Annotated in this window: 28 protein-coding genes; 15 read left to right on the top strand and 13 right to left on the bottom strand. The window is 66.2% G+C overall.

Going from position 1 to position 23,028, the window contains the following annotated elements; all coding sequences use genetic code 11:
• Positions 1–76: 76 nt before the first annotated feature.
• Positions 77–1,606, bottom strand: a complete 1,530-nt coding sequence (locus GV832_RS03190) for a malonate--CoA ligase (RefSeq protein WP_227754195.1) — start codon at positions 1,604–1,606, stop codon at positions 77–79.
• 121 nt (positions 1,607–1,727) lie between these two features.
• Between GV832_RS03190 and GV832_RS03195 the strand changes: the two genes are divergently transcribed.
• Positions 1,728–1,886: a hypothetical protein gene (locus tag GV832_RS03195; protein ID WP_168773371.1), complete on the top strand. Its 159-nt coding sequence runs from the start codon at positions 1,728–1,730 to the stop codon at positions 1,884–1,886.
• Here GV832_RS03195 and GV832_RS03200 read toward each other — a convergent pair.
• The 6 genes from GV832_RS03200 to GV832_RS03225 form a co-directional block, all read right to left on the bottom strand.
• Entirely contained in the window at positions 1,855–2,664 is an 810-nt protein-coding gene (locus GV832_RS03200; protein ID WP_168773372.1) for a division plane positioning ATPase MipZ, read from the bottom strand. The two genes, GV832_RS03195 and GV832_RS03200, sit on opposite strands and share 32 nt — an antisense overlap.
• Positions 2,665–2,726: 62 nt before the next feature.
• Positions 2,727–3,137, bottom strand: coding sequence for a hypothetical protein (locus GV832_RS03205; RefSeq protein WP_168773373.1), 411 nt, complete (start codon positions 3,135–3,137; stop codon positions 2,727–2,729).
• 52 nt (positions 3,138–3,189) lie between these two features.
• Entirely contained in the window at positions 3,190–3,564 is a 375-nt protein-coding gene (locus tag GV832_RS03210) for a hypothetical protein (protein ID WP_168773374.1), read from the bottom strand.
• Between the two features lie 49 nt (positions 3,565–3,613).
• A complete protein-coding gene (rpmE, locus tag GV832_RS03215) occupies positions 3,614–3,835 on the bottom strand; it encodes a 50S ribosomal protein L31 (protein WP_168773375.1) in 222 nt (73 codons plus the stop codon).
• 11 nt (positions 3,836–3,846) lie between these two features.
• Positions 3,847–4,218, bottom strand: coding sequence for a 50S ribosomal protein L19 (rplS, locus tag GV832_RS03220; RefSeq protein WP_168773376.1), 372 nt, complete (start codon positions 4,216–4,218; stop codon positions 3,847–3,849).
• A 262-nt stretch (positions 4,219–4,480) separates the two neighbouring features.
• Positions 4,481–5,731 (bottom strand): DNA polymerase IV, encoded by a 1,251-nt coding sequence (locus tag GV832_RS03225; protein WP_168773377.1) that lies wholly within the window; start codon positions 5,729–5,731, stop codon positions 4,481–4,483.
• A gap of 214 nt (positions 5,732–5,945) precedes the next feature.
• On the opposite strand from GV832_RS03225, the gene GV832_RS03230 reads away from it, so the two are divergent.
• Positions 5,946–7,181 carry a DNA methyltransferase gene (locus GV832_RS03230; RefSeq protein ID WP_168773378.1) on the top strand — a complete coding sequence of 412 codons (1,236 nt, stop codon included), beginning with the start codon at positions 5,946–5,948 and terminating at the stop codon, positions 7,179–7,181.
• Here GV832_RS03230 and GV832_RS03235 read toward each other — a convergent pair.
• Positions 7,178–7,711, bottom strand: a complete 534-nt coding sequence (locus GV832_RS03235; RefSeq protein ID WP_168773379.1) for a hypothetical protein — start codon at positions 7,709–7,711, stop codon at positions 7,178–7,180. The genes GV832_RS03230 and GV832_RS03235 overlap by 4 nt on opposite strands.
• A 120-nt stretch (positions 7,712–7,831) precedes the next feature.
• Between GV832_RS03235 and GV832_RS03240 the strand changes: the two genes are divergently transcribed.
• Positions 7,832–8,314: a hypothetical protein gene (locus GV832_RS03240; RefSeq protein ID WP_168773380.1), complete on the top strand. Its 483-nt coding sequence runs from the start codon at positions 7,832–7,834 to the stop codon at positions 8,312–8,314.
• On the opposite strand, the gene GV832_RS03245 is transcribed toward GV832_RS03240, so the two are convergent.
• Positions 8,315–9,145 carry a ParB/RepB/Spo0J family partition protein gene (locus GV832_RS03245; RefSeq protein WP_168773381.1) on the bottom strand — a complete coding sequence of 277 codons (831 nt, stop codon included), beginning with the start codon at positions 9,143–9,145 and terminating at the stop codon, positions 8,315–8,317.
• Between the two features lie 104 nt (positions 9,146–9,249).
• On the opposite strand from GV832_RS03245, the gene GV832_RS03250 reads away from it, so the two are divergent.
• Genes GV832_RS03250 through GV832_RS03260 form a run of 3 tightly spaced genes read left to right on the top strand, consistent with a single transcriptional unit; the run spans position 9,250 to position 11,449 of the window.
• Entirely contained in the window at positions 9,250–10,113 is an 864-nt protein-coding gene (locus GV832_RS03250) for an SPFH domain-containing protein (RefSeq protein ID WP_168773382.1), read from the top strand.
• On the top strand, positions 10,113–10,799 hold the full coding sequence (locus GV832_RS03255; protein ID WP_168773383.1) for a hypothetical protein: 687 nt from the start codon (positions 10,113–10,115) through the stop codon (positions 10,797–10,799). Before GV832_RS03250 ends, GV832_RS03255 begins: the two co-directional genes overlap by 1 nt.
• On the top strand, positions 10,796–11,449 hold the full coding sequence (locus GV832_RS03260; RefSeq protein ID WP_168773384.1) for a hypothetical protein: 654 nt from the start codon (positions 10,796–10,798) through the stop codon (positions 11,447–11,449). Before GV832_RS03255 ends, GV832_RS03260 begins: the two co-directional genes overlap by 4 nt.
• Here GV832_RS03260 and GV832_RS03265 read toward each other — a convergent pair.
• A complete protein-coding gene (locus GV832_RS03265) occupies positions 11,439–12,104 on the bottom strand; it encodes a hypothetical protein (RefSeq protein ID WP_168773385.1) in 666 nt (221 codons plus the stop codon). The two genes, GV832_RS03260 and GV832_RS03265, sit on opposite strands and share 11 nt — an antisense overlap.
• Positions 12,105–12,311: 207 nt before the next feature.
• Between GV832_RS03265 and GV832_RS03270 the strand changes: the two genes are divergently transcribed.
• The 4 genes from GV832_RS03270 (at position 12,312) to GV832_RS03285 (ending at position 14,128) form a co-directional block, all read left to right on the top strand.
• Positions 12,312–12,680 (top strand): hypothetical protein, encoded by a 369-nt coding sequence (locus GV832_RS03270; protein WP_168773386.1) that lies wholly within the window; start codon positions 12,312–12,314, stop codon positions 12,678–12,680.
• Positions 12,681–12,738: 58 nt separating this feature from the next.
• Positions 12,739–13,014: an NfeD family protein gene (locus tag GV832_RS03275; protein WP_168773387.1), complete on the top strand. Its 276-nt coding sequence runs from the start codon at positions 12,739–12,741 to the stop codon at positions 13,012–13,014.
• A gap of 62 nt (positions 13,015–13,076) precedes the next feature.
• Complete coding sequence (locus GV832_RS03280) at positions 13,077–13,706, top strand: glutathione S-transferase family protein (protein ID WP_168773388.1); 630 nt, start codon at positions 13,077–13,079, stop codon at positions 13,704–13,706.
• Positions 13,703–14,128, top strand: coding sequence for an NUDIX hydrolase (locus GV832_RS03285; RefSeq protein ID WP_168773389.1), 426 nt, complete (start codon positions 13,703–13,705; stop codon positions 14,126–14,128). Before GV832_RS03280 ends, GV832_RS03285 begins: the two co-directional genes overlap by 4 nt.
• A 517-nt stretch (positions 14,129–14,645) precedes the next feature.
• Here GV832_RS03285 and pyrF read toward each other — a convergent pair.
• On the bottom strand, positions 14,646–15,359 hold the full coding sequence (gene pyrF, locus GV832_RS03290) for an orotidine-5'-phosphate decarboxylase (protein ID WP_168773390.1): 714 nt from the start codon (positions 15,357–15,359) through the stop codon (positions 14,646–14,648).
• 88 nt (positions 15,360–15,447) lie between these two features.
• Between pyrF and GV832_RS03295 the strand changes: the two genes are divergently transcribed.
• From GV832_RS03295 to fzlA, 5 genes are all read left to right on the top strand, one after another.
• Positions 15,448–16,302: an ROK family protein gene (locus tag GV832_RS03295; RefSeq protein ID WP_168773391.1), complete on the top strand. Its 855-nt coding sequence runs from the start codon at positions 15,448–15,450 to the stop codon at positions 16,300–16,302.
• 7 nt (positions 16,303–16,309) lie between these two features.
• On the top strand, positions 16,310–16,996 hold the full coding sequence (locus GV832_RS03300; protein WP_354001916.1) for a copper homeostasis protein CutC: 687 nt from the start codon (positions 16,310–16,312) through the stop codon (positions 16,994–16,996).
• A gap of 30 nt (positions 16,997–17,026) precedes the next feature.
• On the top strand, positions 17,027–17,770 hold the full coding sequence (gene mtgA / locus GV832_RS03305) for a monofunctional biosynthetic peptidoglycan transglycosylase (RefSeq protein WP_168773393.1): 744 nt from the start codon (positions 17,027–17,029) through the stop codon (positions 17,768–17,770).
• Positions 17,771–18,048: 278 nt separating this feature from the next.
• On the top strand, positions 18,049–18,636 hold the full coding sequence (locus GV832_RS03310) for a hypothetical protein (protein WP_168773394.1): 588 nt from the start codon (positions 18,049–18,051) through the stop codon (positions 18,634–18,636).
• A gap of 53 nt (positions 18,637–18,689) precedes the next feature.
• Positions 18,690–19,355 (top strand): FtsZ-binding protein FzlA, encoded by a 666-nt coding sequence (gene fzlA, locus GV832_RS03315; RefSeq protein ID WP_168773395.1) that lies wholly within the window; start codon positions 18,690–18,692, stop codon positions 19,353–19,355.
• A 46-nt stretch (positions 19,356–19,401) separates the two neighbouring features.
• On the opposite strand, the gene GV832_RS03320 is transcribed toward fzlA, so the two are convergent.
• Complete coding sequence (locus GV832_RS03320) at positions 19,402–20,226, bottom strand: TolB family protein (RefSeq protein ID WP_168773396.1); 825 nt, start codon at positions 20,224–20,226, stop codon at positions 19,402–19,404.
• A gap of 206 nt (positions 20,227–20,432) precedes the next feature.
• Entirely contained in the window at positions 20,433–22,829 is a 2,397-nt protein-coding gene (locus tag GV832_RS03325) for a DEAD/DEAH box helicase (RefSeq protein ID WP_168773397.1), read from the bottom strand.
• Positions 22,830–23,028 lie beyond the last annotated feature (199 nt).

Consider the following 23,028-nt stretch of genomic DNA (forward strand, 5'->3'; position numbering starts at 1 on the left):
AGCCCGTAGGGGGTTCTGGCTTCGCATTCATCTTTTCATAAATATCCCGGGGGTCCGGGGGCAGCGCCCCCGGCGGTCAGCCGCCGAACCAGCCCTTGTAGCTCTCGCGCAGCACGTTTTTCTGCACCTTGCCCATGGTATTCCTCGGCAAATCTGCCACCACGACCGCCGCCTTGGGTTGCTTGAACCGGGCAAGCTCCGCCGCCACGGCCGCCAGGGCCGCCTCTGCCGTCACGTCGCCCACGATCACCGCAAAGACCGCCTCGCCGAAGTCGGGATGGGGCAGGCCGATCACCGCGCTTTCCACCACGCCGGGGACGGCGTCCAGGAGAAGCTCGACCTCCTTGGGATAGACGTTGTAGCCGCCGGTGATGATCAGGTCCTTGGCGCGGCCCACGATCGAGACATAGCCCGCCTCGATGACCCCAAGGTCCCCCGTGATGAACCAGCCATCGGGGCGAAGCTCTTCGGCGGTCTTTTCGGGCATCTGCCAATAGCCCTGGAAGACATTGGGGCCGCGCACCTCGATCACGCCCACCTCTCCCTCGGGGAGGGGGCCTGCGGGGCCCATGATCCGCAGTTCCACCCCGGGCAGGGGCAGGCCCACTGTCCCCGCCTTCCTCTCGCCCAGATAGGGGTTCGAGGTGTTCATGTTGGTCTCCGTCATCCCGTAGCGTTCCAGGATGCGGTGGCCGGTGCGGGTCTCGAAGCTGCGGTGGGTCTCGGCCAGAAGCGGCGCCGAGCCCGAGATGAAGAGCCGCATATGGGCGGTCAGCGCCCGGTCGAAGCGGGAGTCGCTGAGAAGTCTTGTGTAGAAGGTCGGCACGCCCATCAGTGTGGTGGCCTTGGGCAGGAAGGCCAGCACCTGTTCAAGGTCGAAACCGGGCAGGAAGATCATCTGGCCGCCGGTCAGCAGGCTGACGTTGGAGGCCACGAAAAGCCCATGGGTGTGGAAGATCGGCAGGGCATGCAAGAGCACATCCGTGCCGGTGAACTGCCAGAGGTCGGCCAGGACCTGGGCATTGGACAGAAGGTTGCCATGGCTCAGCATCGCGCCCTTGGAGCGGCCCGTCGTGCCGGAGGTATAGAGGATCGCCGCCAGGTCGGCCGGGTCCCGAGGCTCCGGGGCAAGAGGCTCCGGGCCTTCGCCCGGAGCAGCCTGGCCCTGGAAGGAGCCCTCGCCCTTCGCGCCCAGCGTCTCGACCCGCGCTGTCCCGGCCACGGGGCGCAGGGTCTCGGCCCTTGCGGGGTCACAGAGGAAAAGCACGGGTGTGGCGTTTTCGATGAAATAGGCCACTTCGGCGGGGGTATAGGCGGTGTTCAGGGGCAGGAAGACCGCGCCCACGGTCACCGTCGCCGCATAGACCGCCAGGGCCTGGGGCGACTTGGCGACCTGGACGGCCACGCGGTCTCCAGGAGCCACCCCAAGACCCCGCAGCGCCGCCGCATAGCCCGCGATCATCGCGTGAAACTGGTCCCCCGTGAGCGTGCTGCCATCGGCCAGGGTCATCAGCGGGGTCTCTCGCCGGGCCAGCGGAGCGAACAGGGCATCGTAAAGCGGATTCATGGGCAGCACCTCCGCCCCCTCTGCTGCCATGTCGCGCATTTCGCGTCTACTGGAAACGGTTTGTTTCCACTTCCCCGCGACACTCCGCGCCATGACCCGAAGCTTGCCACTTTTCGGCCCCGCTTGGCCGCGAAGCTGACCTCACAGAACGGAGCACCCCATGTCCCTGATCCAGTCCCTTCTCGCCCGCTTCTCTCGTCCGAAGGCCGATGAGCCCGACGCCTTTGCCCTGCGGCTGGACCGCATCCAGAGCCGCGAAAAGCGGCTGCGCGCCCGGGGCGGGGTCTTCAGGGCGTATGCTGCACCCCAGGCAGGTTGAGCTCGCGGACCAGGTCGCGGACCTCTTGCCGGGCCGCGACATTGGACATGTTCAGCTGATCCACCCCGGTGTCCTTGAGATCCATCACCGTCAACCCGCGGGGGAAGAGCTCGCGGTAGATGACCCGCTCGGAGATCCCGGCCGCCACGCGGAAACCTATCCGCTTGGAGAGCTCCTCCAGGGCCGCGCCGACCTTGCGCTTGTTCACCATCTGCTGGGCGCCCAGACGGTTGCGCAACACGATCCAGTCGATGGGCTTCAACCCGGCCTGAGCGCGCAACTGCCGCGCCGACCAGACCATCTCGGAATAGATCGACGGGCCCTTGACCTTGCCCGTCTCGGGGTCGATCCGCGCCAGCAGGTCGAAATCCACGAAAGAGTCATTCATCGGCGTGATCAGCGTATCGGCCAGGCTATGGGCGACCTGCGAAAGCCGCGTATGGCTGCCGGGGCAGTCGATGACGATGAAATCGCTCGTGGCCTCCAGCGCCGTCACCGCCTCGGAGAGCTTGCGGTCATAGATGTTCTCGCCCTCGGCCAGGGCCTCGGGCCCGATCTCGGGCAGGTCCATGTAAAAGGGCGAGGGCAGGGTCAGCCCCGCCTTGGAAAGGTAGGCCGCCCGGTTCTCGATATAGCGGGCAAAGCTCTTCTGCCGCAGGTCGAGGTCAAGGCAGCCGACCCGGAACCCCGCCCGCGCCAAACCCGTGCCCACATGCATGCAGGTGGTCGATTTGCCCGAGCCACCCTTTTCATTGCCGACGACGATGATATGCGCCATGGGGCCGCCCTTTCCTTCGCTTGGGGGCCTGTCATAGTCCCTTGCGCGCGCTTAGGGAAGGGTCACGAGGTCGCTTCCGTGCAAAGCACCTGCTGATCCTCGCAGCGCACGACGGGCCAATCGGCGCGGCCCCAGCAATAGCCCTTTGGGTTTTCGGTCAGGCGCAGGAACCAGGTGGGGCGGCTTCCATCGGGCAGCCGCGCGCCGCCCTCTTCGCGCAGGGTCAGCATGGTGTCGCCCATCGCCTCGAGGTCGAAGCGGCGGCCCTGAACCTCGGCGCCGGCGGCGTCGATATAGGGGTGGTCCCAGGTCAGGAAGGCATGGGGCGGCTGGGCCATGAATTCGATCGTATGGGGATTGGTCGCGCAAGAGGTCGCCGGGTCGCTCGCGGAGCCATATTGGCCGACAAAGGACTCCTGCGCCTGTGCGGCTGAGAGGCTGGGCAGAAAGGCAAGGAGGGCGAGCCGGATCATGGGTTGAGGATGCCCCAAACGGCGGGGAAGCGGTCTCACAAGGCCGTGAGGATCAGGAATTTGCCTCGGAGCCGCAGCGGACAGTCGGGAGACACTCGTCGGGCGGCCAGTCGGAACGGGTCCAGCAATAGCCCTCCGGCGTGGCGCGCATGATCCACAGGACCAGGGCACCCGAAGGATCGCGCCGGGTCTCGTTGTCGCGCCGCATGGTGATGCTGTCGGGGGCCGTTGCCACGACCGTTCCGCCGTAAGAGGTGATCATCGCGCCGGTATAGCTGACCACCGGCCTGACCCATGAGAAGGTCACACGGCTTCGGTCGGCGGTGAAATGAGAGAAGGCCGGGTTCTCCGCGCAACTCTCTTCCGGCAGGTCGGGGACGCCGAAACTGCCGGAGAGCCGGTCAAAGATATCTGCCTTCGCGGGCAAGGCCAGCAGGGCCAAGCAAAAGGCGCCCCGCAGGGCGCCTTTTCCGAACTCAGAAGCCGAGGCCGGCATACTTGTTCTTGAACTTCGACACGCGGCCGCCGGTGTCCATCAGACGGGCCGACTGACCGGTCCAGGCCGGGTGCGACAGCGGGTCGATGTCCAGCGCCATCTGCTCGCCCGGCTTGCCCCAGGTCGACTTGGTTTCGAAGGTGGTCCCATCGGTCATCTTGACGGAGATGGTGTGGTATTCGGGATGGATGCCCTGCTTCATCGCGCCTCTCCTCAAGCCTTGGCTTTGTAGTTGGTGTCTTCGACGATCCGGGCCGATTTGCCGCGACGATCGCGCAGGTAATACAGCTTGGCGCGGCGGACGCGGCCACGACGGACCACTTCGATCGCCTCGATATTGGTCGAATACAGCGGGAAGACGCGCTCGACGCCTTCGCCGAAGGAAATCTTGCGCACGGTGAACGAGGCCGAGATCGTGGCGCCGCCCTTGCGAGCGATGCAGACGCCTTCATAGGCCTGAACCCGGGTGCGGGTGCCTTCGGTCACCTTGTAACCGACGCGAATGGTGTCGCCGGGACGGAAGTCGGGAATGTTCTTCCCCAAAGCCGCGATTTGTTCGGCTTCGAGTTGAGCGATCAGATTCATCGCTTTCTCCTTTTGCCTGCGGTGTGCCGCAGAGGTGATGCCGCCGCATAGCTCCTGGACTTCGTTCGGGTCCGCATTCGCGCCCGCCGGAGATGCTGCCTGCTTTATGTGCCGTTTCCCCCTGGGGCGCCCGGTCGAAGTGGGTCGGGCCTGGGCCAAAGGGAATCGGTCCGGTGGATTTCTCCCCGGACCGGGGGCGGATACCGCGCGGGCGGCTCGGGGTCAAGGGAATAAGGGCCGGGGCTGGGGCGGCCCTTGATGCCTAGCGCAAGGCGCGACCTTTCAAAATGGCTTCATGGCCGAACTTCGCCCGGATCGCATCGGCGGCGCGTTCGACCTTGGCCCGCTTTTCCGCATCGGGGTCCAGAAGGTCATGGGAGAGGTCGCAAGCCGCCTCGGGGGCGAGGTCCGAGATGCCCACACCGATCAGCCGGAAGGGGCCCTTGGGGGCATGGGCAAAGAGGTCGGCGGCGGCGCGGTAAATCCTGTCGGTCAGCTGGGTCGGGTCGGAAAGCGAGTGGCGGCGGGTGAGGGTCTGGAAGGCGGAGGTCTTGAGCTTGAGCGTCACGGTCCGCCCGCCAAGCGCCTTGGCCTTGGCCCGGTCGGCGACCTGTTCAGACAGCCGCCAGATATGGCCATCCAGGAGGTCGGGGTCCGAAGTGTCCTCGAAGAAGGTGGTCTCCTTCGAGATCGACTTGAGCTTCTCGTCGCGCTCGACCCTGCGGTGATCCTCACCCCGGCAGAGGTGGTAAAGCCGGTCCCCCATCTGGCCGAAACGGGCGATGAGGTCGCGTTGATCCCAGCGGCGGAGGTCGGTCAGGGTGCGGATGCCCGCCTGTTCGAGGGAGGCTTGCGTGGCGGTGCCGACGCCCCAGAGGATCTTGGTGGGCTTGTCCTTGAGGAAGCTTTCGGTGTCGGCCTTCCCGATGATCGAGAAGCCGCGCGGCTTGTCGAGGTCCGAGGCGATCTTGGCCAGGAACTTGTTGTGGGAGAGGCCGACCGATCCGGTCAGGCCAAGCTCGGTCTCCATCCGTTTCGTGAGGGAGGCCAGAAGGACGGCGGGGGGCGCGCCGTGGAGGCGCTCGGTGCCGGTCAGGTCGAGGAAGGCCTCGTCGAGAGAGAGCGGCTGGATGGCGGGGGTCAGGGCCTCCATCATCGCCCGGATGGCGCGGGAGGCCTCGGTATAGGCGGGGAAGCGGGGTTTGACGACGACGGCCTCGGGGCAGAGTTTCAGGGCCTGGAACATGGGCATGGCGGACCTCACGCCCTTGATCCGGGCGAGGTAGCAGCAGGTCGAGACGACGCCCCTTTGGCCGCCTCCGACGATGACGGGCTGGTCGCGGAGGCTGGGGTTGTCGCGTTTTTCGACGCTGGCATAGAAGGCGTCGCAGTCCATGTGGGCGATGGAAAGCCGGGTCAGTTCGGGGTGGGAGGCCAGGCGGGGGGAGCGGCAGGCGGGGCAGCGGGCTCCGGCCGGGAAAAGGGTCAGGCAATCGCGGCAGAGGCTGGGCATGGGGAGAGCCTAGCATGGGGCGGGGGAGGGGGGAAGTCGGCGGAGTCAGGGGGCTCTTGCACGCGTGCAAGAGGGGTTAAGGGGTTGGAATCGTTGGGGTAGGGGGTGTGGGGTTAAGGGGTTGTTAAGGTTTGGGGGCGTGCAAGTTGACCTCTGCATTTGGGGACTGTACCTCCCAACAGATAGATGCTAGAGTTGCTGCGAACAGGGGGCCATGTTGAACCAGCTTTCTATCTTCGACCATATGCTTCCCCCATCAAGGGCCTTAGATCTGGTCGCTGAAATAAAGAATTTTGCTGACTTCGGTCAAGCTACACGGTGCGAAACCGTTGGGGGCATACCTTATTTCATCAACGAGTTTTGGACTGCGGGTCAGCGCCAAGCACATTCCTTACACGAAATCTCATATCGGGCGTGCTTCAAGGCGCAGTTGCCGCAGTTCTTCATCGAGCGCCTGACGAAGCCGGGTGACCTTGTTCTGGACCCCTTCATGGGGCGAGGCACCACACTCGTTCAAGCAGCCCTGATGAATCGGCGCGCCCTCGGTAACGATGTTAACCCGCTTTCCCAGCTTTTGGCGCGGCCGAGATTGCGGCCGATGTCATTGCAGAAGGTCGCTGCGGCCCTGGCCTCTGTAGACTGGACCTGTGGAAGGATCGAGCGGGAAGACCTTCTGGCATTTTATCACCCGGTCACCCTGCGCAAGCTCGAATCCTTGCGGATTTGGTTGGCGGAGCGTGTGCCTTTGACCAGGGAACCGACCGATGCGGTGGCTGATTGGATCAGGATGGTGGCCATTAACCGGCTTTCTGGCCATTCCCCGGGTTTCTTTTCAGGGCGCTCGATGCCACCGAATCAAGCGGTTTCCGTGAAGGCGCAATTGAAGATCAATGAAAAGCTTGGGGTCACCCCCCCGGAACGCGATGTTGTTGCGGTGATCTTGAAAAAGACGCAGACGCTTTTGAAAGATGGCGTTCCATCAGGTCAGGCCGATCATTGCCTTTCGACAGGCCAGGCCTGGAGCTTGACAGATATCAAGGATGGGCAGGTGGACCTTACTGTCACGTCTCCGCCGTTTCTGGACATCGTTCAATACGCTGCCGACAATTGGCTGCGATGCTGGTTCGCGGGGATCAATCCAGAGGAGGTGGCCATCGACATGCACAAGACCGAGAAGGCTTGGACTGATATGGTGCGCCGGGTGTTGGTTGAGCAAGCGCGGGTTGTACGTCCGGGCGGGCATATTGCCTTCGAGGTCGGCGAAGTTCGGGGCGGGAAGGTCTTGCTGGAGCGCTTGGTGTGGCAAGCGGCAGAGGGACTGCCGTTCGAGAAGTTGGGCGTCATGGTGAATGATCAAGAGTTCACCAAGACGGCCAATTGCTGGGGCGTCGAGAATGGCGCAAAAGGCACGAATACGAACAGAATCGTGCTGCTTCGGCGAGAGTTCTAAGGAATTGTGACGACGTAGTGAGTCGCATTCGTCAGGAGTTTTTGGGAGGTCGAAGCTTCGAGTCTTACGTTGACCTCGGTGGTTGGCTCGATGAAGTCAAGCCTTACCTCGTTTATGACGAGGTACTGATCGTGGACGAGCGTGCAACAGAGGTGAGCCGGTGGATCGTCGATCGTGGCTGTTGACACCAATTTTCGCATTTTTTTGGTGGAACTCAGCAAGACGCGCCGGTTTGTGTCATTCGGGGTCCAGTTTTCTGTGTTCTTCACCTCAAGGCAATAGGAAACGCCGCCAACTTTAAGATAGCAGTCTGGATATCCTTTTCCTGGGGCGATGTCTATTTCGTCCGGTGCGACGAGCTGACCGTGTACGTGACCCAGGAAGAGCTTCACTGCGCTGTTGCCTTGCGCCTGATTTGACGCCGCCGCCTGCATCTGGGCGCCGATCAAATTACTGTTCCTAATCGCTTTGACAAGTGTCGACTGAACCAACTGGGTCTCTGTCGGATTCCAGGCGCGCACCAAATTCATGATGGGAAGATTCAAATACCGTTGATTTTGTGCCAAAAAGTCCACAAAGTGGGCCATTCTAATACCTTAACTTTACCCATCTTGGGCTGCGCCCATGAAGAATGCACGCAAAGAGAGACGATGAAAAGCCGATTTCAACTTCATTGGGATGAAAAAGAGCTGGCGCGAGCCTTCAAGGTGACGCCCGCTGACGTCCGCGAATATCTGACGGATGGCCGCAGGGTGTCTTTCATCATCGAGCGCAGGTTGATGTGGGAGCATCCGGGTTGGACGCTCGCGCCGTCTGAAGGGGCGGGTTATGACCTCATGGACCCGGCTGGTGGCAAATGGGAAGTCCGGTCGGTCACACGCCAAGGCGTGTATTTCAACCCAAGTAATCAGGTCGGCTCGGGCAGAGCCTTTGACGAAGCGGGCTTTCAGGCCAAGCTGGCGGGGGTAAAGGGTTTCATCCTGTCCGACATTGTCGGCTTTCCCTTGGTCGATGTCTTTGTGGTGCCTGTGGCAAATGTGCTTCGCTGGCACGGGGCGGGCAAGTTGGGTGCCAATGCAAAGGTGTCGCGCGCCAAGTTCCTGGAGGACTTGGCGCGCGATATCCGCGACTGATCACCCCGGCCCATACATCCTCTCGATATCGCTCAGGACCTGTTCGATCATCATGCCCTGGGCTTCCTCCCCCGTGAAGACCAGGCGCCAGCCGTTGGGGAGCCACTCGCGGCGGACGGTCAGGCCTTTGCGCGGGCGCAGGATGCGACGCGGGGGGCGGGAGAGGGGGGAGGGCTCGGGGTCTTTCAGGCTCTGTTCGGCCTCGGTCAGGATGTTTTGCAGGAGCTCCCATTGCACCGAGGCTTCGCGGCCGTGGTTTTCGCGGAGCGCGGTTTCCATGACCTCGCCGAAGCCCGCCTTGATCGCCATGGCCATGCGCAGGAGTTGGCGGAGGGAATAGCCCTCGCCATTCGTCAGGCGGGGGCCGAGTTCCTCGTAGACCGACACGACCGACAGAAGGCGGGAGCGGGCGGAGGGGCTGATGTCGCGGAAAAGGGCGGCCACGGCGGCCTCGTTGTTCGGGAAATGGCCCTGGCAGACGCATTCGGTGATGAGGTTGGCCTTCTCCCAAGGGCTGACCTCGGCGCGGATCTCGTTTTCGGAGACCATGGATGCCAGGGCCTCGGGGATATCGGCGGGCTCCCGGATGAAGGCGGGGATGAGGGCGCTGTCGGGGCTTTGGCGCAGCGCGTGGAGGCGCTGGCAGGCGGTGAGGCGGCGCAGGCCCGAGATCAGGGCATAGCCGGTCTCGGTCCGGTAGACCTCGATGGGTTGGCGCAATCCCTCGCGGAGGATCGAGAGGAAGAGGGCGTCCAGCGCCTCGGGGGCGAGGGCGAGGCGGTCGCGGGGGAGCGCGGTGGCGTCGATGGCGGAAAGCGGGATGAGTTGCATGGGGCACCAGGGGAGGAGAGGGGCGGGCAGGGTAACACGGGTGCGGGGGGTGTTGCGCGCGCGGTGGGTTCCGGTGCAGGGTGGGGCTTTCAAGGAGGCTCTCAATGGACGGTGGTCAAATCGTATTCCTGGCGCTGGCGGCGCTGATCGTCATTGCGCTGTTCAAGGCGGTGCGGATCGTGCCGCAGAGCCAGAAGTTCGTGGTCGAGCGGTTCGGGCGGCTGCATGCGGTCCTGGGCGCGGGGATCAACTTCACGGTGCCCTTCCTGGACGTGGTGCGCCACAAGGTCTCGATCCTGGAGCGGCAGTTGCCGACGGCGCACCAGGACGCGATCACGACGGACAACGTGCTGTTGAAGGTCGAGACGAGCGTGTTTTACCGGGTGACGGAGCCGGAGAAGACGGTCTACCGGATCAAGGATGTCGATGCGGCGATTGCGACGACGGTGGCGGGGATCGTGCGCAGCGAGATCGGCAAGATGGAGCTGGATGCGGTGCAGTCGAACCGCAACGCGCTGACGGCCAATATCCGGGAACATGTGAAGGCCATGGTCGACGAATGGGGGATCGAGGTCACAAGGGCCGAGATCCTGGACGTGGCCCTTGATGACGCCACCCGCCACGCCATGTTGCAGCAGCTGAACGCCGAGCGGGCGCGGCGGGCCCAGGTGACCGAGGCCGAGGGCAAGAAGCGCGCGGTCGAGCTGAACGCCGACGCCGAGCTTTACGCGGCCGAGCAAAGCGCCAAGGCGCGCAGGGTGCTCGCCGATGCCGAGGCCTATGCGACGGGGGTGATCGCGGGGGCGATCAAGGACAACGGGATCGAGGCGGCGCAATACCAGGTCGCCTTGAAGCAGGTCGAGGCGCTGACGGCGGTGGGCCAGGGCCAGGGCAAGCAGGTGGTCATCGTCCCGGCGGCGGCGCTGGACGCTTTTGCCAATGCCTTCGGGATGCTGAAGGGGCGCTGATGGGCGGCGGCTCCCTCGCCCCCCCGGACCCGAGCCTGTGCCAGCAGACCGCCCAGGGGCTGCGCTATTGGTTTGTCTCCCACAAGCCGAACGATCCCCACAAGTCCTCGATCCTGACCGGGGACCCCGCGATCTCGATGCATCGCTATTCCACCGGCGGGCGGGAGGACAACTACCACTGCTACCTCTTTCTCTATCGGGGCACCGCGATGGGGTTCCTGACCGAACAGGTCATCAACGGCCGCCCGCCGCCCGAACGTTTCAACCCCGAGCCCGCTTTCCTGGACGAGGCGGCCAACACCTATACCATGCCGATCTGCTACATCGGCACGCCGGTCGTTGACATCGGCGCTCTCTATGAGCGCAACCCCGATGGCTCGCGGGTGAAGGATGCCAGGGGCCACGAGCGCTTCAAGCCCCCCGAGGCGCGGACGGATTACTTCGTCACCGGCCTGACCTGGTCCGACTACGAGGCGGGCAGGCGCGACCGCTTCCCCTCGTGGCAGGTTCAGGCCGAGATGCTGGCGCTATGGCCCAGCCTCTTCGAGGGCTTCTTCGGCGACCTGCCCAGCCTGCATTTCGGCTGGCCAGTTGCCCCGGCCAAGACCCGCACCCGGATGGTCTTTGGCAGGGACCTGCAAAAAGAGCTGGCCGCCGGGCTCTGGCTGGCGGAGGGGGTGCGATGACGCCGGGGCCCTGCCTTCAGACCCCCGAGGGGCTGCGCTATTGGTATGTCGACCACGGCCCGACCATCGGCAACCACGAATCCGTGCTGACCGAGGATCCCACGATCTCGATGCACCTTTTTTACGGCCTCGGGCCGGAGACCGTGGCCACCTATCTTTTCCGCTATCGCGGCACCGCGATGGGCTTTCACGCGCGGGAAATCTCGGAGGGCCTTGGCCCCGGCCAGGAAGGCCCCGAGTATGACGCGGCGACCAATATTCTGAGCCTGCCTGTCTGCCTCATCGGCATTCCGGTGCGGGACGCGGCTGCGCCCTATCGGCGCGGGGAGGATGGCAGGCTTTTGCGGGGAGAGGGGTGGAGCCATGTCAAAAAGCCGCCGGGGGACCGGGTCGAGACCTGGGTCACCGGCCTGACCGGCGAAGACTATTTGCAGGGCAAGCGCGACCGCTTCCCCTCCTGGCAGGTGCAGACCGAGATGCTGGCGCTTTGGCCCTGGCTGCTGGAGGGGCTCTGGGGCGATTTCCGCCGCTTGCAGCCCGGCTGGACGGGGCGGGCCGAGAATGGCCGGCTGATCCCCGTCAAACGCATGCGCTTTGGCCAGGCGCTGGAGCGCGAGCTGACCGGGGGGCTCTGGCTGGCTAGAGCCTGAAGAGCCCCCAAAGGCCGGCCAGGGCGAGAAGCAGGAGGAAGATCGCCGTGGCGGTCAGGTCGCGCTGGACCGGCGGGGTCGGCGGCGGCGGCAGGGTCTCATGCGCGGGAACCTTGATCTCTCGGGGCTCCACGGGGTTCGAGAGATGCAGGCTCAGGAGTCCGTCATGCAGCTGGGTGGTCTCGGTCACCTCCTGCAGCGGTCGCCGCTCGTTGCCGCTCCAGCCCGGGAAGACCCGGCGGGTCGAGGTCACGTTGACCCAGAGGTCGAACTCCCATGGCCCGGCCCGCATCAGGTCAGTCAGGCTGTGGCAGTCGGGCCAGGGGAAATCGGGGACCTCGCGGCCCTGGTGATGCGCGGTCCAGGCCTTGGCCCAGTCGGCCTCCCCGCCGAGGCCCGGCGGCAGGCCCGCGCCGCGATGCAGGCACAGGTGCAAGCCCTGGTCCCGGGCGAGCGGGCCCAGCGGCACGGGCTCCGCCGGCGCCAGCTCCATCGAGACCCAGCCATGGCCCTGCTGCGTGCCGACCGAAAAGAGCGCCCTTGTGATCACCACGTCGCGGTCGGTGAGGTTTTCCAGAACCAGCCAGAGGGCGAAGTCCTCGGCGCCCGGGGTGCCGGTGGTCTTGAAGCCAAACAGGAAATGCGGGTCGGTCATGAAAGGCTTTCGCTTTTGTCGGCGTCAGGATGGGGAAAGCGGCGCCGAAAGGCAAGGATCGCGCGCCCTTGCAAGCCGGGGGCGAAGGGGCCATGTTTGGCGGGTGAAGGATGTCATGGACCTTTGGACGATCTGCTGGGTTTGGATGGTGGCCCTGGCCATGATGGCTCCTGCCTGCGACTGTCCTTGGCTGGGGGAGTTTCCGGGGTGACACCAAGGACTGCACCAGGCCGCCTGACCGTCATCCAGCTTGCCCTTTGCCTCTCCTGGCTGCCCTGGGCCTTTGTCGGGGTCCATCTGGTGCCGGGCGAGGCGGCCTTCCTGTTGCGCGTGCAAGAGACCTCTCTGGCCGAGGCCCAGGCGCTTTATCACTTGCGCATGCATGTCTTTTCCGGCGGCCTTCTGATTTGCAGCCTTGCCGGAACGGGGGCCGCGATCTTTGGGCTGGTCAACCGCCAGGCCCTTCGGACGCCGCGCCTCGTCAGCCTGGGGCTTTTGGGTTTCGCGATCTGGGGCCTGTTGCAATGGTTCGGGAGCCTCATGTTCTGGACCCCGCCCTGGGTCCTGTTCGGGTGATAGGCCGCCCTTGCAACCCCGGGAGGAAGGGGCCATCTTTGCGGCAACGGAGGGTGCCATGGAACTTTGGACGATCTGGTGGGTGTGGGTCGTGGCGGGGGTGGCTTTGGCCATCCTGGAAATCGTCATCCCGGGCTTTGTCTTCCTGGGCTTCGCGCTGGGCGCGGGCTTGACCGGGCTCCTGGTGCTTGCGGGCCTCGCGCCGGGGAATGTCGCGGTGCTGAGCCTGGTCTTTGCCGTGCTGTCGCTGGTCTGCTGGGTCGCGCTGCGCCGGTCGGTCGGCGTCACGCGGGGCCAGGTCAAGGTCTGGACCGAGGATATCAACGACCGCTAGGTGGTTAACGGCTTGGTAAGGCTGCGTTCCTAAGCTGTTCCAGTCGATTCCCCGGAGGCCCGATGATCAAGCTTTACGAAAACCCGGGTTGGGGCTCTGCCATCGTGGAGCTGCAACTTGCGCTGTATGACCTGCCGCACGAACTGGTGACGGCGGGGAATATCCATCAGGACCCAAGCGCGCGGGCGGCCCTGGGCAAGGTCAACCCGCTGATCCAGATCCCGACCCTGGTCCTGCCGGATGGCGAGGTCGTGACGGAAAGCGCGGCCATCACGCTGGTCCTGGCCGACCTTGCGCGGTCCGATCTCCTGGTGCCCAAGGCGCGCAAGGCGCATCGGGCGGCCTTTCTGCGCTGGCTGGTGTTCCTCGTGGCCTCGATCTACCCGTCCTTCGTCTATTCCGACACGCCAGAGCGTTTCGTGAAGGGCAATGGCGGGGAATCCTACCAGGTCAACGTGATCGAACACCGCAAGGCCATGTGGAAGGTGATGGAGGCCGAGGCCGCGCGCCATGGCGGGCCGTGGTTCCTGGGCGAGCGGATGACGGCCATCGACATTTTCCTGGCCTGCATGGTGCATTGGCGCCCGAAGGAAGAGTGGTTCCAGGCCGAAACGCCCTGCCTGTGGCGCGCGGCCGAGGAGGCGGCCAAGCTTCCGGCCCTGCGCGCGGCCTACAAGCGCAATTTCGGATGAGCTTCCAGGGCGCCAAGCTGGCCTTGCTCTTGGGCGATCACGTCCTGGCCTATCTGCGCGACGATGTGCCCGACCTGGCCTGGGCGGGGATGTGGGACCTGCCGGGCGGCGGGCGCGAGGGGGAGGAGAGCCCCGAGGCCTGCGCGCTGCGCGAGCTGGAGGAAGAGTTCGGCCTGCGCTTCGGGGCCGATCGGCTGGAACACGGCTGGGCCCTGCCCTCGATGAGCAGGCCCGATCGGCTGGGCTGGTTCTTCCTGGGCCGGATCACGCGGGACGAGGTCGAGGCGATCCGCTTCGGCGACGAGGGCCAGTTCTGGAAGATGATGCCGGTCGCGGATTTCCTCGACCATCCCCAGGGCATCCCTCCGCTGCAAGAGCGTCTGCGGATGGCGCTGCAAGAGAGCGGCTGGGTCGCGGCGTAAGGCCGCCGGATCTGCCGCGCCGCAAGGACCCGGCATCCGCCGATGCCGAAGGGGCGCGGGCAGCGGATCGCGCCTTGTCCCGGCGCCCCTCGGGTCCCTGCCGCGTCCAGAGGCCGCGTGCTCCTCGCCTCGGACCGGAACCGGTCGGGGCGGTGTCTTGCCCCTCCCGACCGTGCCGATGGCTGTGCTTGCAGGTGCGATCCTGGGCCAGGACAAAGCCGCAGGGGCCGCGCCCGTGCCCCGTCTCAGCCTGGGAAGGAAGCGCGCCGACACGGGGCCGCGCGTGACCGGTGTCGCTCGGGGCTGCGATGGGGACGAAACCGGGGCGCGCAGGAAGACCTCCGGCCAGGCGCAGCGCTTGGGGCGAGGCAGCAGCCCGAGGCGGGCCGCTGTCCCCGCAGTCGGCAGGGCGCGGGTGACATGAAGCGACACCGGGTGCAGTCGGCGGGGCCTTCCTTGCAGTCGGCAGGGCCCAGGGCCGCCATCTGGGCGCGCCCTGTCAGTCGGCAGGACCCCCTCAGCGGTTGGGCAGCACGGCTTGCGGAGAACTCAGCTCGGCCAGGATCGCGCGGGCGGCGGCGGCTGGGTCTTGTGCGGCCCAGATCGGGCGGCCCACCACGATGTGATCGGCCCCCGCCGCAATCGCCGCAGCCGGCGTCGCGATGCGCTTCTGATCCCCCGCCGCCGACCCCGCAGGCCGCACCCCCGGCGTCACGATCAACCGACCCGCCGCCTGGGGCAGGGCGCGGATCGCGGCGGCCTCTTGCGGCGAGGCGATGACACCATCCGCCCCGGCCTCCAGCGCCCGGGCCGCGCGTTCCAGCGTGATCTCGGCCAGGTCACCTGGGCGGATCAGGTTGGCATCCAGGTCCGCGCGGTCCAAGGAGGTCAGCACCGTCACGGCGAGGATCTTCAGATCCGAGCCCGCTTTCCCCTCCGCCGCCGCCCGCACCACCTGCGGATCGCCATGGACGGTCAGGAAATCCAGCTCGTACTGCGCAATCCCCCGCACCGCCTTTTCCACCGTGGCGCCGATGTCGAAGAGCTTCATGTCCAGGAAGACCCGCTTGCCGCGCTCCTGCTTCAGCTCGTTGGCCAAGGCCAGCCCGCCGCCGGTCAGCATCCCCAGGCCGATCTTCCAGAACGAGACCGTGTCGCCCAGGCGGTCGGCCAGGGCCAGGCCCTGCACCACGTTCTCGACATCGCAGGCAAGGATCAGGCGGTCATCCATCTGGGGCTCCGGGATCAAGGGGGGTGGCGTTCCCTCGCGCGGGGGCTGCGGCTTGTCAAGCCATCTGGCCGGGCTTAGGGTCCGGCCCATGGGAATTTCATTCGACATCGGCGGATCGCGCATCCGGGCCGCCCGCGACGGCCTGGCGCTGGGCGAGGTCACGACGCCCTCGGAGGCCGAGGCCTTCGTCGCCGCCATCGCGGGCTTTCTGACGCCGCAGGACCGGGCGCTCGCCATCTCCATCGCGGGCGTGGTCGATCCCGAAAGCCAGCGCATCAAGGTCGCCAATATCCCCTGCATCGACGGGCGGGCCCTGGCGCCGGAGCTGGAAGCGGCGCTTGGCCGCCGGGTCCTGGTGCTGAATGACGCCGATTGCTTTGCCCTGGCCGAGCTGGCCATGGGCGCCGCGCGGGGGCATCGCAATGTCTTTGGCGTCATCCTGGGCTCGGGCGTGGGCGGGGGCCTGGTGATCGAGGGCCGCGTCGTGCAAGGCGCCGGGGGATTTGCGGGGGAATGGGGCCATGGGCCGGTGATCCGCGAGCCTGCCTTTGCCTGCGGCTGCGGGCAGGTCGGGTGCCTCGATACCGTGGGCTCGGCCCGGGGGCTGGAGAAGCTGCACCAGCATCTGACCGGGGAGGTCATAGGCTCGGTCGAGGTCATAAGGCGCTGGCGGGCGGGGCGGCCTTCGCCTGCGGTGAACCTGTGGCTGGAGCTGGTCAGTGGCCAGTTGGCCATGGTGGTGAACCTGGTGGGATGTTCCTGCGTGCCGGTGGGGGGCGGGCTGGCCAATGACCGGGCGCTGATCGCGGCGCTGGACCGGGCGGTCCGGGCGCGGATATTGCGCCGGGTCGATCAACCCCTGGTCGTGGTGGCCGAGGCGGGGCCGGATGCGGGGCTCATTGGGGCGGCATTTGCCGGGGAGGCGGAATTTGGCGCTGCTTGAGGTTTGCGTGGATGATGTCCTGGGCTTGGCCGAGGCCGTGGCGGGGGGCGCCGACCGGGTGGAGCTCTGTTCGGCCCTGGCCTTGGGGGGCCTGACGCCCTCGCCGGGGTTGATGGCGCAGGCGGTGGACTGCGGGCTGCCCTGCTATCCGATCATAAGGCCCCGGTCGGGGAGCTTCTGCTTTTCGGAAGAAGAGGTCGAGACGATCTGCGGCGATATCCGCGCCGCGCGGGCGCTTGGCCTGCCGGGGGTGGTCCTCGGCGCCTCGCGGCCCGATTTCCGGCTGGATGTGCTGGCCCTGGAGGAGATGACCCAAGCCGCTGGCGACATGGACCTGACGCTGCACCGCTGCATCGACCTGTGCCCCGACGTGGAGGAGGCGGTGCAGGAGGCGATTGGCCTCGGCTTCCGTCGCATTCTGACCTCGGGCGGGGCCTTGCGGGCCTCCGATGGGGTGGCGCGGCTCAAGCAGATGATCGCGGTGGCGGGGGGGCGGATTTCGATCATGCCGGGCTCGGGCGTGTCCGTGGACACCTGGCCCTTGCTGGCCGGTCTTGGGGTGGCGGAGGTCCATGCCTCTTGCGCCGTGGCCCTGCCGTCGGACCCGGTGCTGCGGGCCTTTGGCTTCGAGACCGGGGCCGAGAAGCGGACGGATCGGGCGAAAGTGGCGGAGTTGAAGGCTCTGATCGCTTGACCGGCGCAAGGGGGCGTGGTTTTTCGGCTCATGGCGCGCAGGAAGACACCCAAGGCCGAAGAGGCCCCCGAAGCTTTGGCAGAGGTGCTGCCGCGCCCGCTGTGGCGGCGCGCCCTCGCCTGGGCCGGGCGCGGGGTCATGGCGGTGGTGGTCTTCTACCTCTTCCTCATCGCGCTCTATTCCTTCGTCCCGCCGCCGCGCAACATCTACCAATGGCAGGAGGCCCTGCGCCTGGGCGGGATCGAACGCGACTGGGTGCCGATGGACCAGATCGCCCCCGAGATGGCGCGGTCGGTCGTCGCCGCCGAGGATGCCAATTTCTGCCTGCATTGGGGTTTCGACATCGAGCAGATCAGGGCCGCGATTGCCGATGGGCAAAAGCGCGGGGCAAGCACGATCAGCCAGCAGGTGGTGAAGAATGTCTTCCTGTGGCAGGGGCGGAGCTATGTTCGCAAGGCCCTGGAGGCCGTCCTGACCCCGGTGGTGGAGCTGATGTGGTCGAAAGAGCGCATCCTGGAGGTCTACCTGAACGAGGCGGAGTTCTCCGAGGGCGTCTTCGGCGTGGGGGCGGCGGCGCGGGTGCTCTTTGACACCGACGCCGCCAGCCTGACGCCGAAACAGGCGGCGAGGTTGGCGGCCGTGTTGCCCAACCCCAAGGAATACAATGCGGTCAAGCCCGGGAGCTATGTGAGGAACCGCGCAGGCCAGATCATCTCGGGCGCCGAGACCATCGAGGCAGACGGAAGGGCGGCCTGTTTCGAGACGGTGGATTGATGCCGCGCTGGTGGTGGTGGCTCAGCGCCCTTGCTTTCGCGAGCTTCCTCCTGAGCCAAGTTGGCTTTCTCGTCCTGTGGACCTCGCTTGTGACACTCTTTCTGCTGTTCCCCTTTTGGATTCTTTGCGCCAATCTTTGGTTTCTTGCCCTGGCGCTTGGTCCCTTTGCCTATTTTCAAAGGCGAGGGCGGCCCCTCGTCGGGATCGCCCTTGGCCTTGTCCTTGCAGGTCTGCCCGCAGTCTGGGTCTGGGGCGGCATCCCGCGTCAAAAGGCAGAGGTGGAAGCCCTTCAGGGGATCGGCCCGGCGGTTGCGGTCACGGGCCTTCCGGTTTCGGTCGAGATCGCGTCCACGGTCGGCAGCGAAGATCACTTGGGCCGCTGCCTGGCGCTGTGTCAGAGGCTTCTGGCCGGTGGGGATGTCGCCTGGGTCCGGGTTCGAGCCGATGGCAAGGTGGTGCGCCTGGTCTATCAGCGCCTTCCGGCTGAGGTCTGCCGGGCCGTCAATCCGCGTTTCGACCTGAAGGCGCCCTGTATCCGTGGCATCCCCGACATGGGTGCCCGCGCCGACCTGATCCTCATGCGAGAGGTAAGCGGCCCCGGCAAGACGCGGCCTGCCGGGGCAGTGGTCTGGGCGAGCCATGTCGATGCGGTCGTGGTTTGGGACCAAAGGGCTGGGTCCGTGCGGCTTGCCGCGGGCGCGCAGGTGCATTGGCTGGCGGTCGAGCCGTGGTTCGAGCCCGCCGTGGCAGCCTTCAATGGCAGCCCTGCGACGTCCTTTCGACTGCATCGTGCCGAAGGAAGTACAGCCCGCATCGACCCCGCCGATCTCTTGCGCGCCATTGGCCTGCGCCTCGGTCCGCCCTGACTTGCCGCGCCGGGGCATGGCGGCTATGAACGGAGGAAGCCTTCGGAGACCCCATGATCCGCCTCTATCATTTCCCGCTCTCGCCCTTTTGCCGCAAGGTCCGTCTGACGCTCGCCGAAAAGCGGATGGAGGTCGAGCTGGTCGAAGAGCGCTATTGGGAACAGGCGCCGGAGTTTCTGCGCAGGAACCCTGCGGGCAAGGTGCCGGTCCTGAAGATCGACGCAAGGCTGATGAGCGAAAGCCAGGCGATCTGCGAATACCTGGAGGAGGCGAACCCGGCGCCGCAGCTGATGCCGCGTGATCCCGAGGCCAGGTATGAGGTGCGCCGGATCTGCGCCTGGTTCGATGACAAGTTCCATGAGGAAGTGACCTCGAAGCTGCTGTACGAGCGGGTGCACAAGAAGGTCATGGGGCTCGGCTATCCCGACAGCAAGAACGTCAAGTTCGGGGCGGGGCGGATCAAGTATCACCTTGATTACATGGGCTGGCTCCTGGAGACGCGGCGCTGGCTGGCGGGGGATGTCATGACCCTGGCCGATTTCGCGGCGGCGGCGCATCTGTCGTCGCTGGACTATATCTCGGATGTGGATTGGAACCGCAATGCGGCGGTGAAGGACTGGTATGCCAAGATCAAGTCCCGGCCCTCGTTCCGGACGCTGCTGGCCGATCAGATCCCGGGTTTTCCGCAGCCCGCGCATTACGCGGACCTGGATTTCTGAGGGGGCGGTGCGCTGAAGCGCACCCTACGGCCGCGGGGGCGTGATCTCAGGCAGCCTCATAGCGGATATAGGCGAAGGCCGATCCATCCGGCGCCCAGGAGGGCACGTTGATCGTGCCCTGGCCGCCGGTGAACTCCCGGATGCGGCGGCGGTTGCCCCCTTCGGCGTCGCAAAGCACCAGGGCCACCGGCAGCAGGGCGGGATGGCCAAGTGTCCCGGGCGGATAGGCCAGGTAGACCAGGTGGCGGCCGCAGGGCGAGGGATGGGGGAACCAGTTCACATGGTCATCCGCGAAGAGCTGCATTTGCCCCGATCCATCGCGGTTCATCACCCAGATCTGCGCATGGCCCGTCCTGTCGCAGTTGTAAGTGATCCGCGCCCCATCGGCCGAGAAATCGGGGCCGTCGCATTGGCCCTCTCCGCCCGTCAGCCTTGTCTCGGGCCCGCCCCCGACCGGGATCGTGTAGACGTCGATGACGCGCGAGCCTCTTGCGGCGACATAGGTCACCGTCTCTCCATCCGGCGACCAGCCGTGGAACCAGGAGGGCGGCTGGGGCGAGAGCCTGCGCGCCGCCCCGCCTGACGCGGGCATGACCCAGATCTCGGCGCCATTGCCCGCGTGATGGGTGGAAAAGGCCAGGAGGCGCCCGTCCGGGCTGTAGCCGTGGTCGTTGTTGAGCCGGGTGAAACCGGTGTCGAAAGGCTCCAGCCGGGGCTTGGTCAGCGGCACGCGGTAAAGCGCACCGCCGCCATTAACCAAAAAGTGGTCGCCGGAGGCCGCCCAGTTCGGCGCCTCGATCAGCCCGTCATGGGCGAGGACGAGGCGGCTTTGCCCGGTAGCGATGTCATAGGTTTCTAGAAAGCTCTTCATGGCTCTTGGTGGCCTGCCCTGCCGCGAAAGGCAAGCGGTGGCCTTGCCCCTGCCCCCGGGGACGAAAACGGCGCGCTCCGCAAGGACCGCGCCAAAGGCCGCAAGGCCGTCCCCGAAACGAAAACGGCGCGCTCCTTGCGGAGCGCGCCTGAGGCGGTTGGGGCGAAGCCCCAGAGCCGAGGCAAAAGGAATGCGCGCAGCGCTCCTTACGGTTTGCGCTTCGGCGGGACGAAGCGCTTGGACGTGTCCGAGGCATCGGCGCGCGGCTTGGCGGCATAGGTCTTGCCCGCGGGCTTGTAGCCCTCGGTCCGGGGCTTGAAACCCTCGGTCTTCGGGCCGGACTTGAACCCGGCCGAGCGCGGCTTGTCGCCCTCTTCGCGGGGACGATAGGGGGTGCGGGCCTCGCCATCCTTGGACCCATGGCTCTTGAAGCCGGTGGCGCGGCTTTCACCGGCCGGGCCGCCATGGCTGCGGAAGCCTTCCGACTTGGGCTTGTAGCCCTCGGTGCGGGCCTTGTAGCCCTCGGAATTGGCCGAACGCGGCTTGTAACCCTCGCTGCGCGGCGCACCTTCCGAGCGGGGCTTGTAGCCCTCGGTCCGGGGTTTGTAGCCTTCGGAGCGCGGCGCGCTGTCCGAACGGGGCTTGTAGCCTTCCGAACGCGGCTTGTATTCGCCCTCGGTGCGCGGGGTATAGGTCTTCTTCTCGTAAGGCTTCTTCTCATAGGCCTTGCGCGGCGCCGCGTCGTTCAGCGTGGGCGTGTCGTGGGGCGTCCAGGTGCCGCCTTCGCCCTCTTCGACGATGCGCGAGGGCTTGGGCTTGTAGGCGGGCTTGTCGGCGCGCGGTTCATAGGTCTTGGCCGGGCGGTCTTCGCGGGGCGTATAGGCCGGGCGCTCTTCGGTGGTCTCGCGGGGCGTATAGGTCCGGGCGGCGCGTTCGCCATGGGCGGTGCGCTCGCCATAGACGGCGCGCTCGGGACGCGGGGCGCGGGCCGTCGCACGGGGGGCCGGGCGGGCCTCCAGGTCGGGCTCGCCCTCGACACGGGTCATGGTCAGGTCGCGGTCGAGCTCGGTCTTGGCGGCGAAGCGTCCGGCCACGGCCTCGGCGATCTGCACGAAGGTCCGGGCGGTCTGCACGCGGATCGCGCCGATGCCGTCTTTCGCGATGCCACCGGCGTCGCAGATCTTCGGGAGAAGCCAGCGGGCCTCGGCGCGCTGTTCGTGGCCGGCGTTCAGCTCGAACCAGACGGACGGCCCGAACTCACCGCGTTCGCGGGGCGGCAGGGCTGCGGGCGGGGGCAGGCTGTCGGACAGGACCTCGGGGGCCGAGCGCCCGGCGCGCCACAGGCGGATGAAGGCAGCGGCCACGCGGTCGGGGCCGAAGTTTTCGAGGAGCTTGGCGGCGAAATCCGCCTCCTCGCCCACATCGGCCTTCAGCGCGTCATGGTCGAGCATGCGTTCGTCGTCGCGGGCCTGGACTTCGTCGGCAGACGGGGCCTTCTCCCATTCGGCGACGACCTTGGCGCCTTGCAACAGGCGCTGGGCCTTCTTGTACTCGGCAGGCGTCACGACCAGGGCCGAGATGCCCTTTTGACCCGCGCGGCCGGTGCGGCCCGACCGGTGCAGCAGGGTCTCGGAGGAGCCTGGCAGATCGGCGTGGATCACCAGCTCCAGGCCGGGAAGGTCGATGCCACGGGCGGCGACGTCGGTGGCGATGCAGACGCGGGCGCGACCATCCCGCAGGGCTTGCAGCGCGTGGGTGCGTTCGGTCTGGGACAGCTCACCCGACAGGGCCACGGCCTGGAAGCCACGCTCGGTCATGCGACCGAAGAGGTGGTTCACATTGGCGCGGGTCTTGCAGAAGACGATCGAGGTGCGCGCCTCGTGGAAGCGCAGAAGGTTGAAGATCGCATTCTCGCGGTCGCGGTTCTGCACCGAAAAGCCGATATAGGCGATGTCGGCATGCTGCGAGCGCTCCGACTTCACCGCGATGCGCAGCGCGTCCTTTTGATAGGTGCGGGCCAGGGCCTCGATCTCTTTCGGCACGGTGGCCGAGAACATCAGGGTGCGGCGCTCTTCGGGGCAGGAGGAGAGGATCAGCTTGAGGTCTTCCTCAAAGCCCATGTCCAGCATCTCGTCGGCCTCGTCGAGGACGACGGCGGCGATGCGCTCGAGCTTCAGGCTTCCGCGCTCGATATGGTCGCGCAGACGGCCGGGGGTGCCGACGACGACATGGGCGCCACGGTCCAGGGCGCGCTTTTCGGTGCGGTAGTCCATGCCGCCGACGCAGGTCGCGACCTTGGCCTGGGCCGCGCCGTAAAGCCATTCGAACTCACGCGCGACTTGCAGGGCAAGCTCGCGGGTGGGGGCGATGATCAGGGCCGAGGGGTAATCGGCGAAGAGGAGTTCATTGGCGCCCTGCAGGGTTTCCGGAGCGATGGCGAGGCCGAAGGCCACGGTCTTGCCCGAACCCGTCTGGGCCGAGACCAGGAGGTCGCGCCCCGCCACGCCCTCTTCCAGGATGGCAGATTGAACAGGCGTAAGGGCTTCATAGCCCTTCGCCGCCAGCGCCTGCGCCAAGGGCGCGGCAATGCTTGCGTTTTCCATATTTTTTCCCAAAGGGGGCACTTTGGCCCCATGATGTCCAGCGTTCCGGCCCATCATTCTGCCGCGTGTATCCTCCGACACGCATTAGACCCTTTGGCCGAAGTCTCGCCCTCTACAGGGGATTTGCGATTCTGTATAGCCCCAAATGCAGAATAAATGCTGCGATGCGGCGACCTTTACCGTTAACGGGTTTGCCCCT

Origin of the sequence: Stagnihabitans tardus, assembly GCF_009925085.1 — a bacterium.
Lineage (GTDB): Bacteria > Pseudomonadota > Alphaproteobacteria > Rhodobacterales > Rhodobacteraceae > Stagnihabitans > Stagnihabitans tardus.

Bases quoted from the DNA above. Each gene is read 5' to 3' on its own strand.
- GV832_RS03190 (WP_227754195.1), bottom strand. From the start codon at position 1,606: ATGCGCGACATGGCAGCAGAGGGGGCGGAGGTGCTGCCCATGAATCCG.
- GV832_RS03195 (WP_168773371.1), top strand. From the start codon at position 1,728: ATGTCCCTGATCCAGTCCCTTCTCGCCCGCTTCTCTCGTCCGAAGGCC.
- GV832_RS03200 (WP_168773372.1), bottom strand. From the start codon at position 2,664: ATGGCGCATATCATCGTCGTCGGCAATGAAAAGGGTGGCTCGGGCAAA.
- GV832_RS03205 (WP_168773373.1), bottom strand. From the start codon at position 3,137: ATGATCCGGCTCGCCCTCCTTGCCTTTCTGCCCAGCCTCTCAGCCGCA.
- rpmE (WP_168773375.1), bottom strand. From the start codon at position 3,835: ATGAAGCAGGGCATCCATCCCGAATACCACACCATCTCCGTCAAGATG.
- rplS (WP_168773376.1), bottom strand. From the start codon at position 4,218: ATGAATCTGATCGCTCAACTCGAAGCCGAACAAATCGCGGCTTTGGGG.
- GV832_RS03225 (WP_168773377.1), bottom strand. From the start codon at position 5,731: ATGCCCAGCCTCTGCCGCGATTGCCTGACCCTTTTCCCGGCCGGAGCC.
- GV832_RS03230 (WP_168773378.1), top strand. From the start codon at position 5,946: ATGTTGAACCAGCTTTCTATCTTCGACCATATGCTTCCCCCATCAAGG.
- GV832_RS03235 (WP_168773379.1), bottom strand. From the start codon at position 7,711: ATGAATTTGGTGCGCGCCTGGAATCCGACAGAGACCCAGTTGGTTCAG.
- GV832_RS03240 (WP_168773380.1), top strand. From the start codon at position 7,832: ATGAAAAGCCGATTTCAACTTCATTGGGATGAAAAAGAGCTGGCGCGA.
- GV832_RS03245 (WP_168773381.1), bottom strand. From the start codon at position 9,145: ATGCAACTCATCCCGCTTTCCGCCATCGACGCCACCGCGCTCCCCCGC.
- GV832_RS03250 (WP_168773382.1), top strand. From the start codon at position 9,250: ATGGACGGTGGTCAAATCGTATTCCTGGCGCTGGCGGCGCTGATCGTC.
- GV832_RS03255 (WP_168773383.1), top strand. From the start codon at position 10,113: ATGGGCGGCGGCTCCCTCGCCCCCCCGGACCCGAGCCTGTGCCAGCAG.
- GV832_RS03260 (WP_168773384.1), top strand. From the start codon at position 10,796: ATGACGCCGGGGCCCTGCCTTCAGACCCCCGAGGGGCTGCGCTATTGG.
- GV832_RS03265 (WP_168773385.1), bottom strand. From the start codon at position 12,104: ATGACCGACCCGCATTTCCTGTTTGGCTTCAAGACCACCGGCACCCCG.
- GV832_RS03275 (WP_168773387.1), top strand. From the start codon at position 12,739: ATGGAACTTTGGACGATCTGGTGGGTGTGGGTCGTGGCGGGGGTGGCT.
- GV832_RS03280 (WP_168773388.1), top strand. From the start codon at position 13,077: ATGATCAAGCTTTACGAAAACCCGGGTTGGGGCTCTGCCATCGTGGAG.
- GV832_RS03285 (WP_168773389.1), top strand. From the start codon at position 13,703: ATGAGCTTCCAGGGCGCCAAGCTGGCCTTGCTCTTGGGCGATCACGTC.
- pyrF (WP_168773390.1), bottom strand. From the start codon at position 15,359: ATGGATGACCGCCTGATCCTTGCCTGCGATGTCGAGAACGTGGTGCAG.
- GV832_RS03295 (WP_168773391.1), top strand. From the start codon at position 15,448: ATGGGAATTTCATTCGACATCGGCGGATCGCGCATCCGGGCCGCCCGC.
- mtgA (WP_168773393.1), top strand. From the start codon at position 17,027: ATGGCGCGCAGGAAGACACCCAAGGCCGAAGAGGCCCCCGAAGCTTTG.
- fzlA (WP_168773395.1), top strand. From the start codon at position 18,690: ATGATCCGCCTCTATCATTTCCCGCTCTCGCCCTTTTGCCGCAAGGTC.
- GV832_RS03320 (WP_168773396.1), bottom strand. From the start codon at position 20,226: ATGAAGAGCTTTCTAGAAACCTATGACATCGCTACCGGGCAAAGCCGC.
- GV832_RS03325 (WP_168773397.1), bottom strand. From the start codon at position 22,829: ATGGAAAACGCAAGCATTGCCGCGCCCTTGGCGCAGGCGCTGGCGGCG.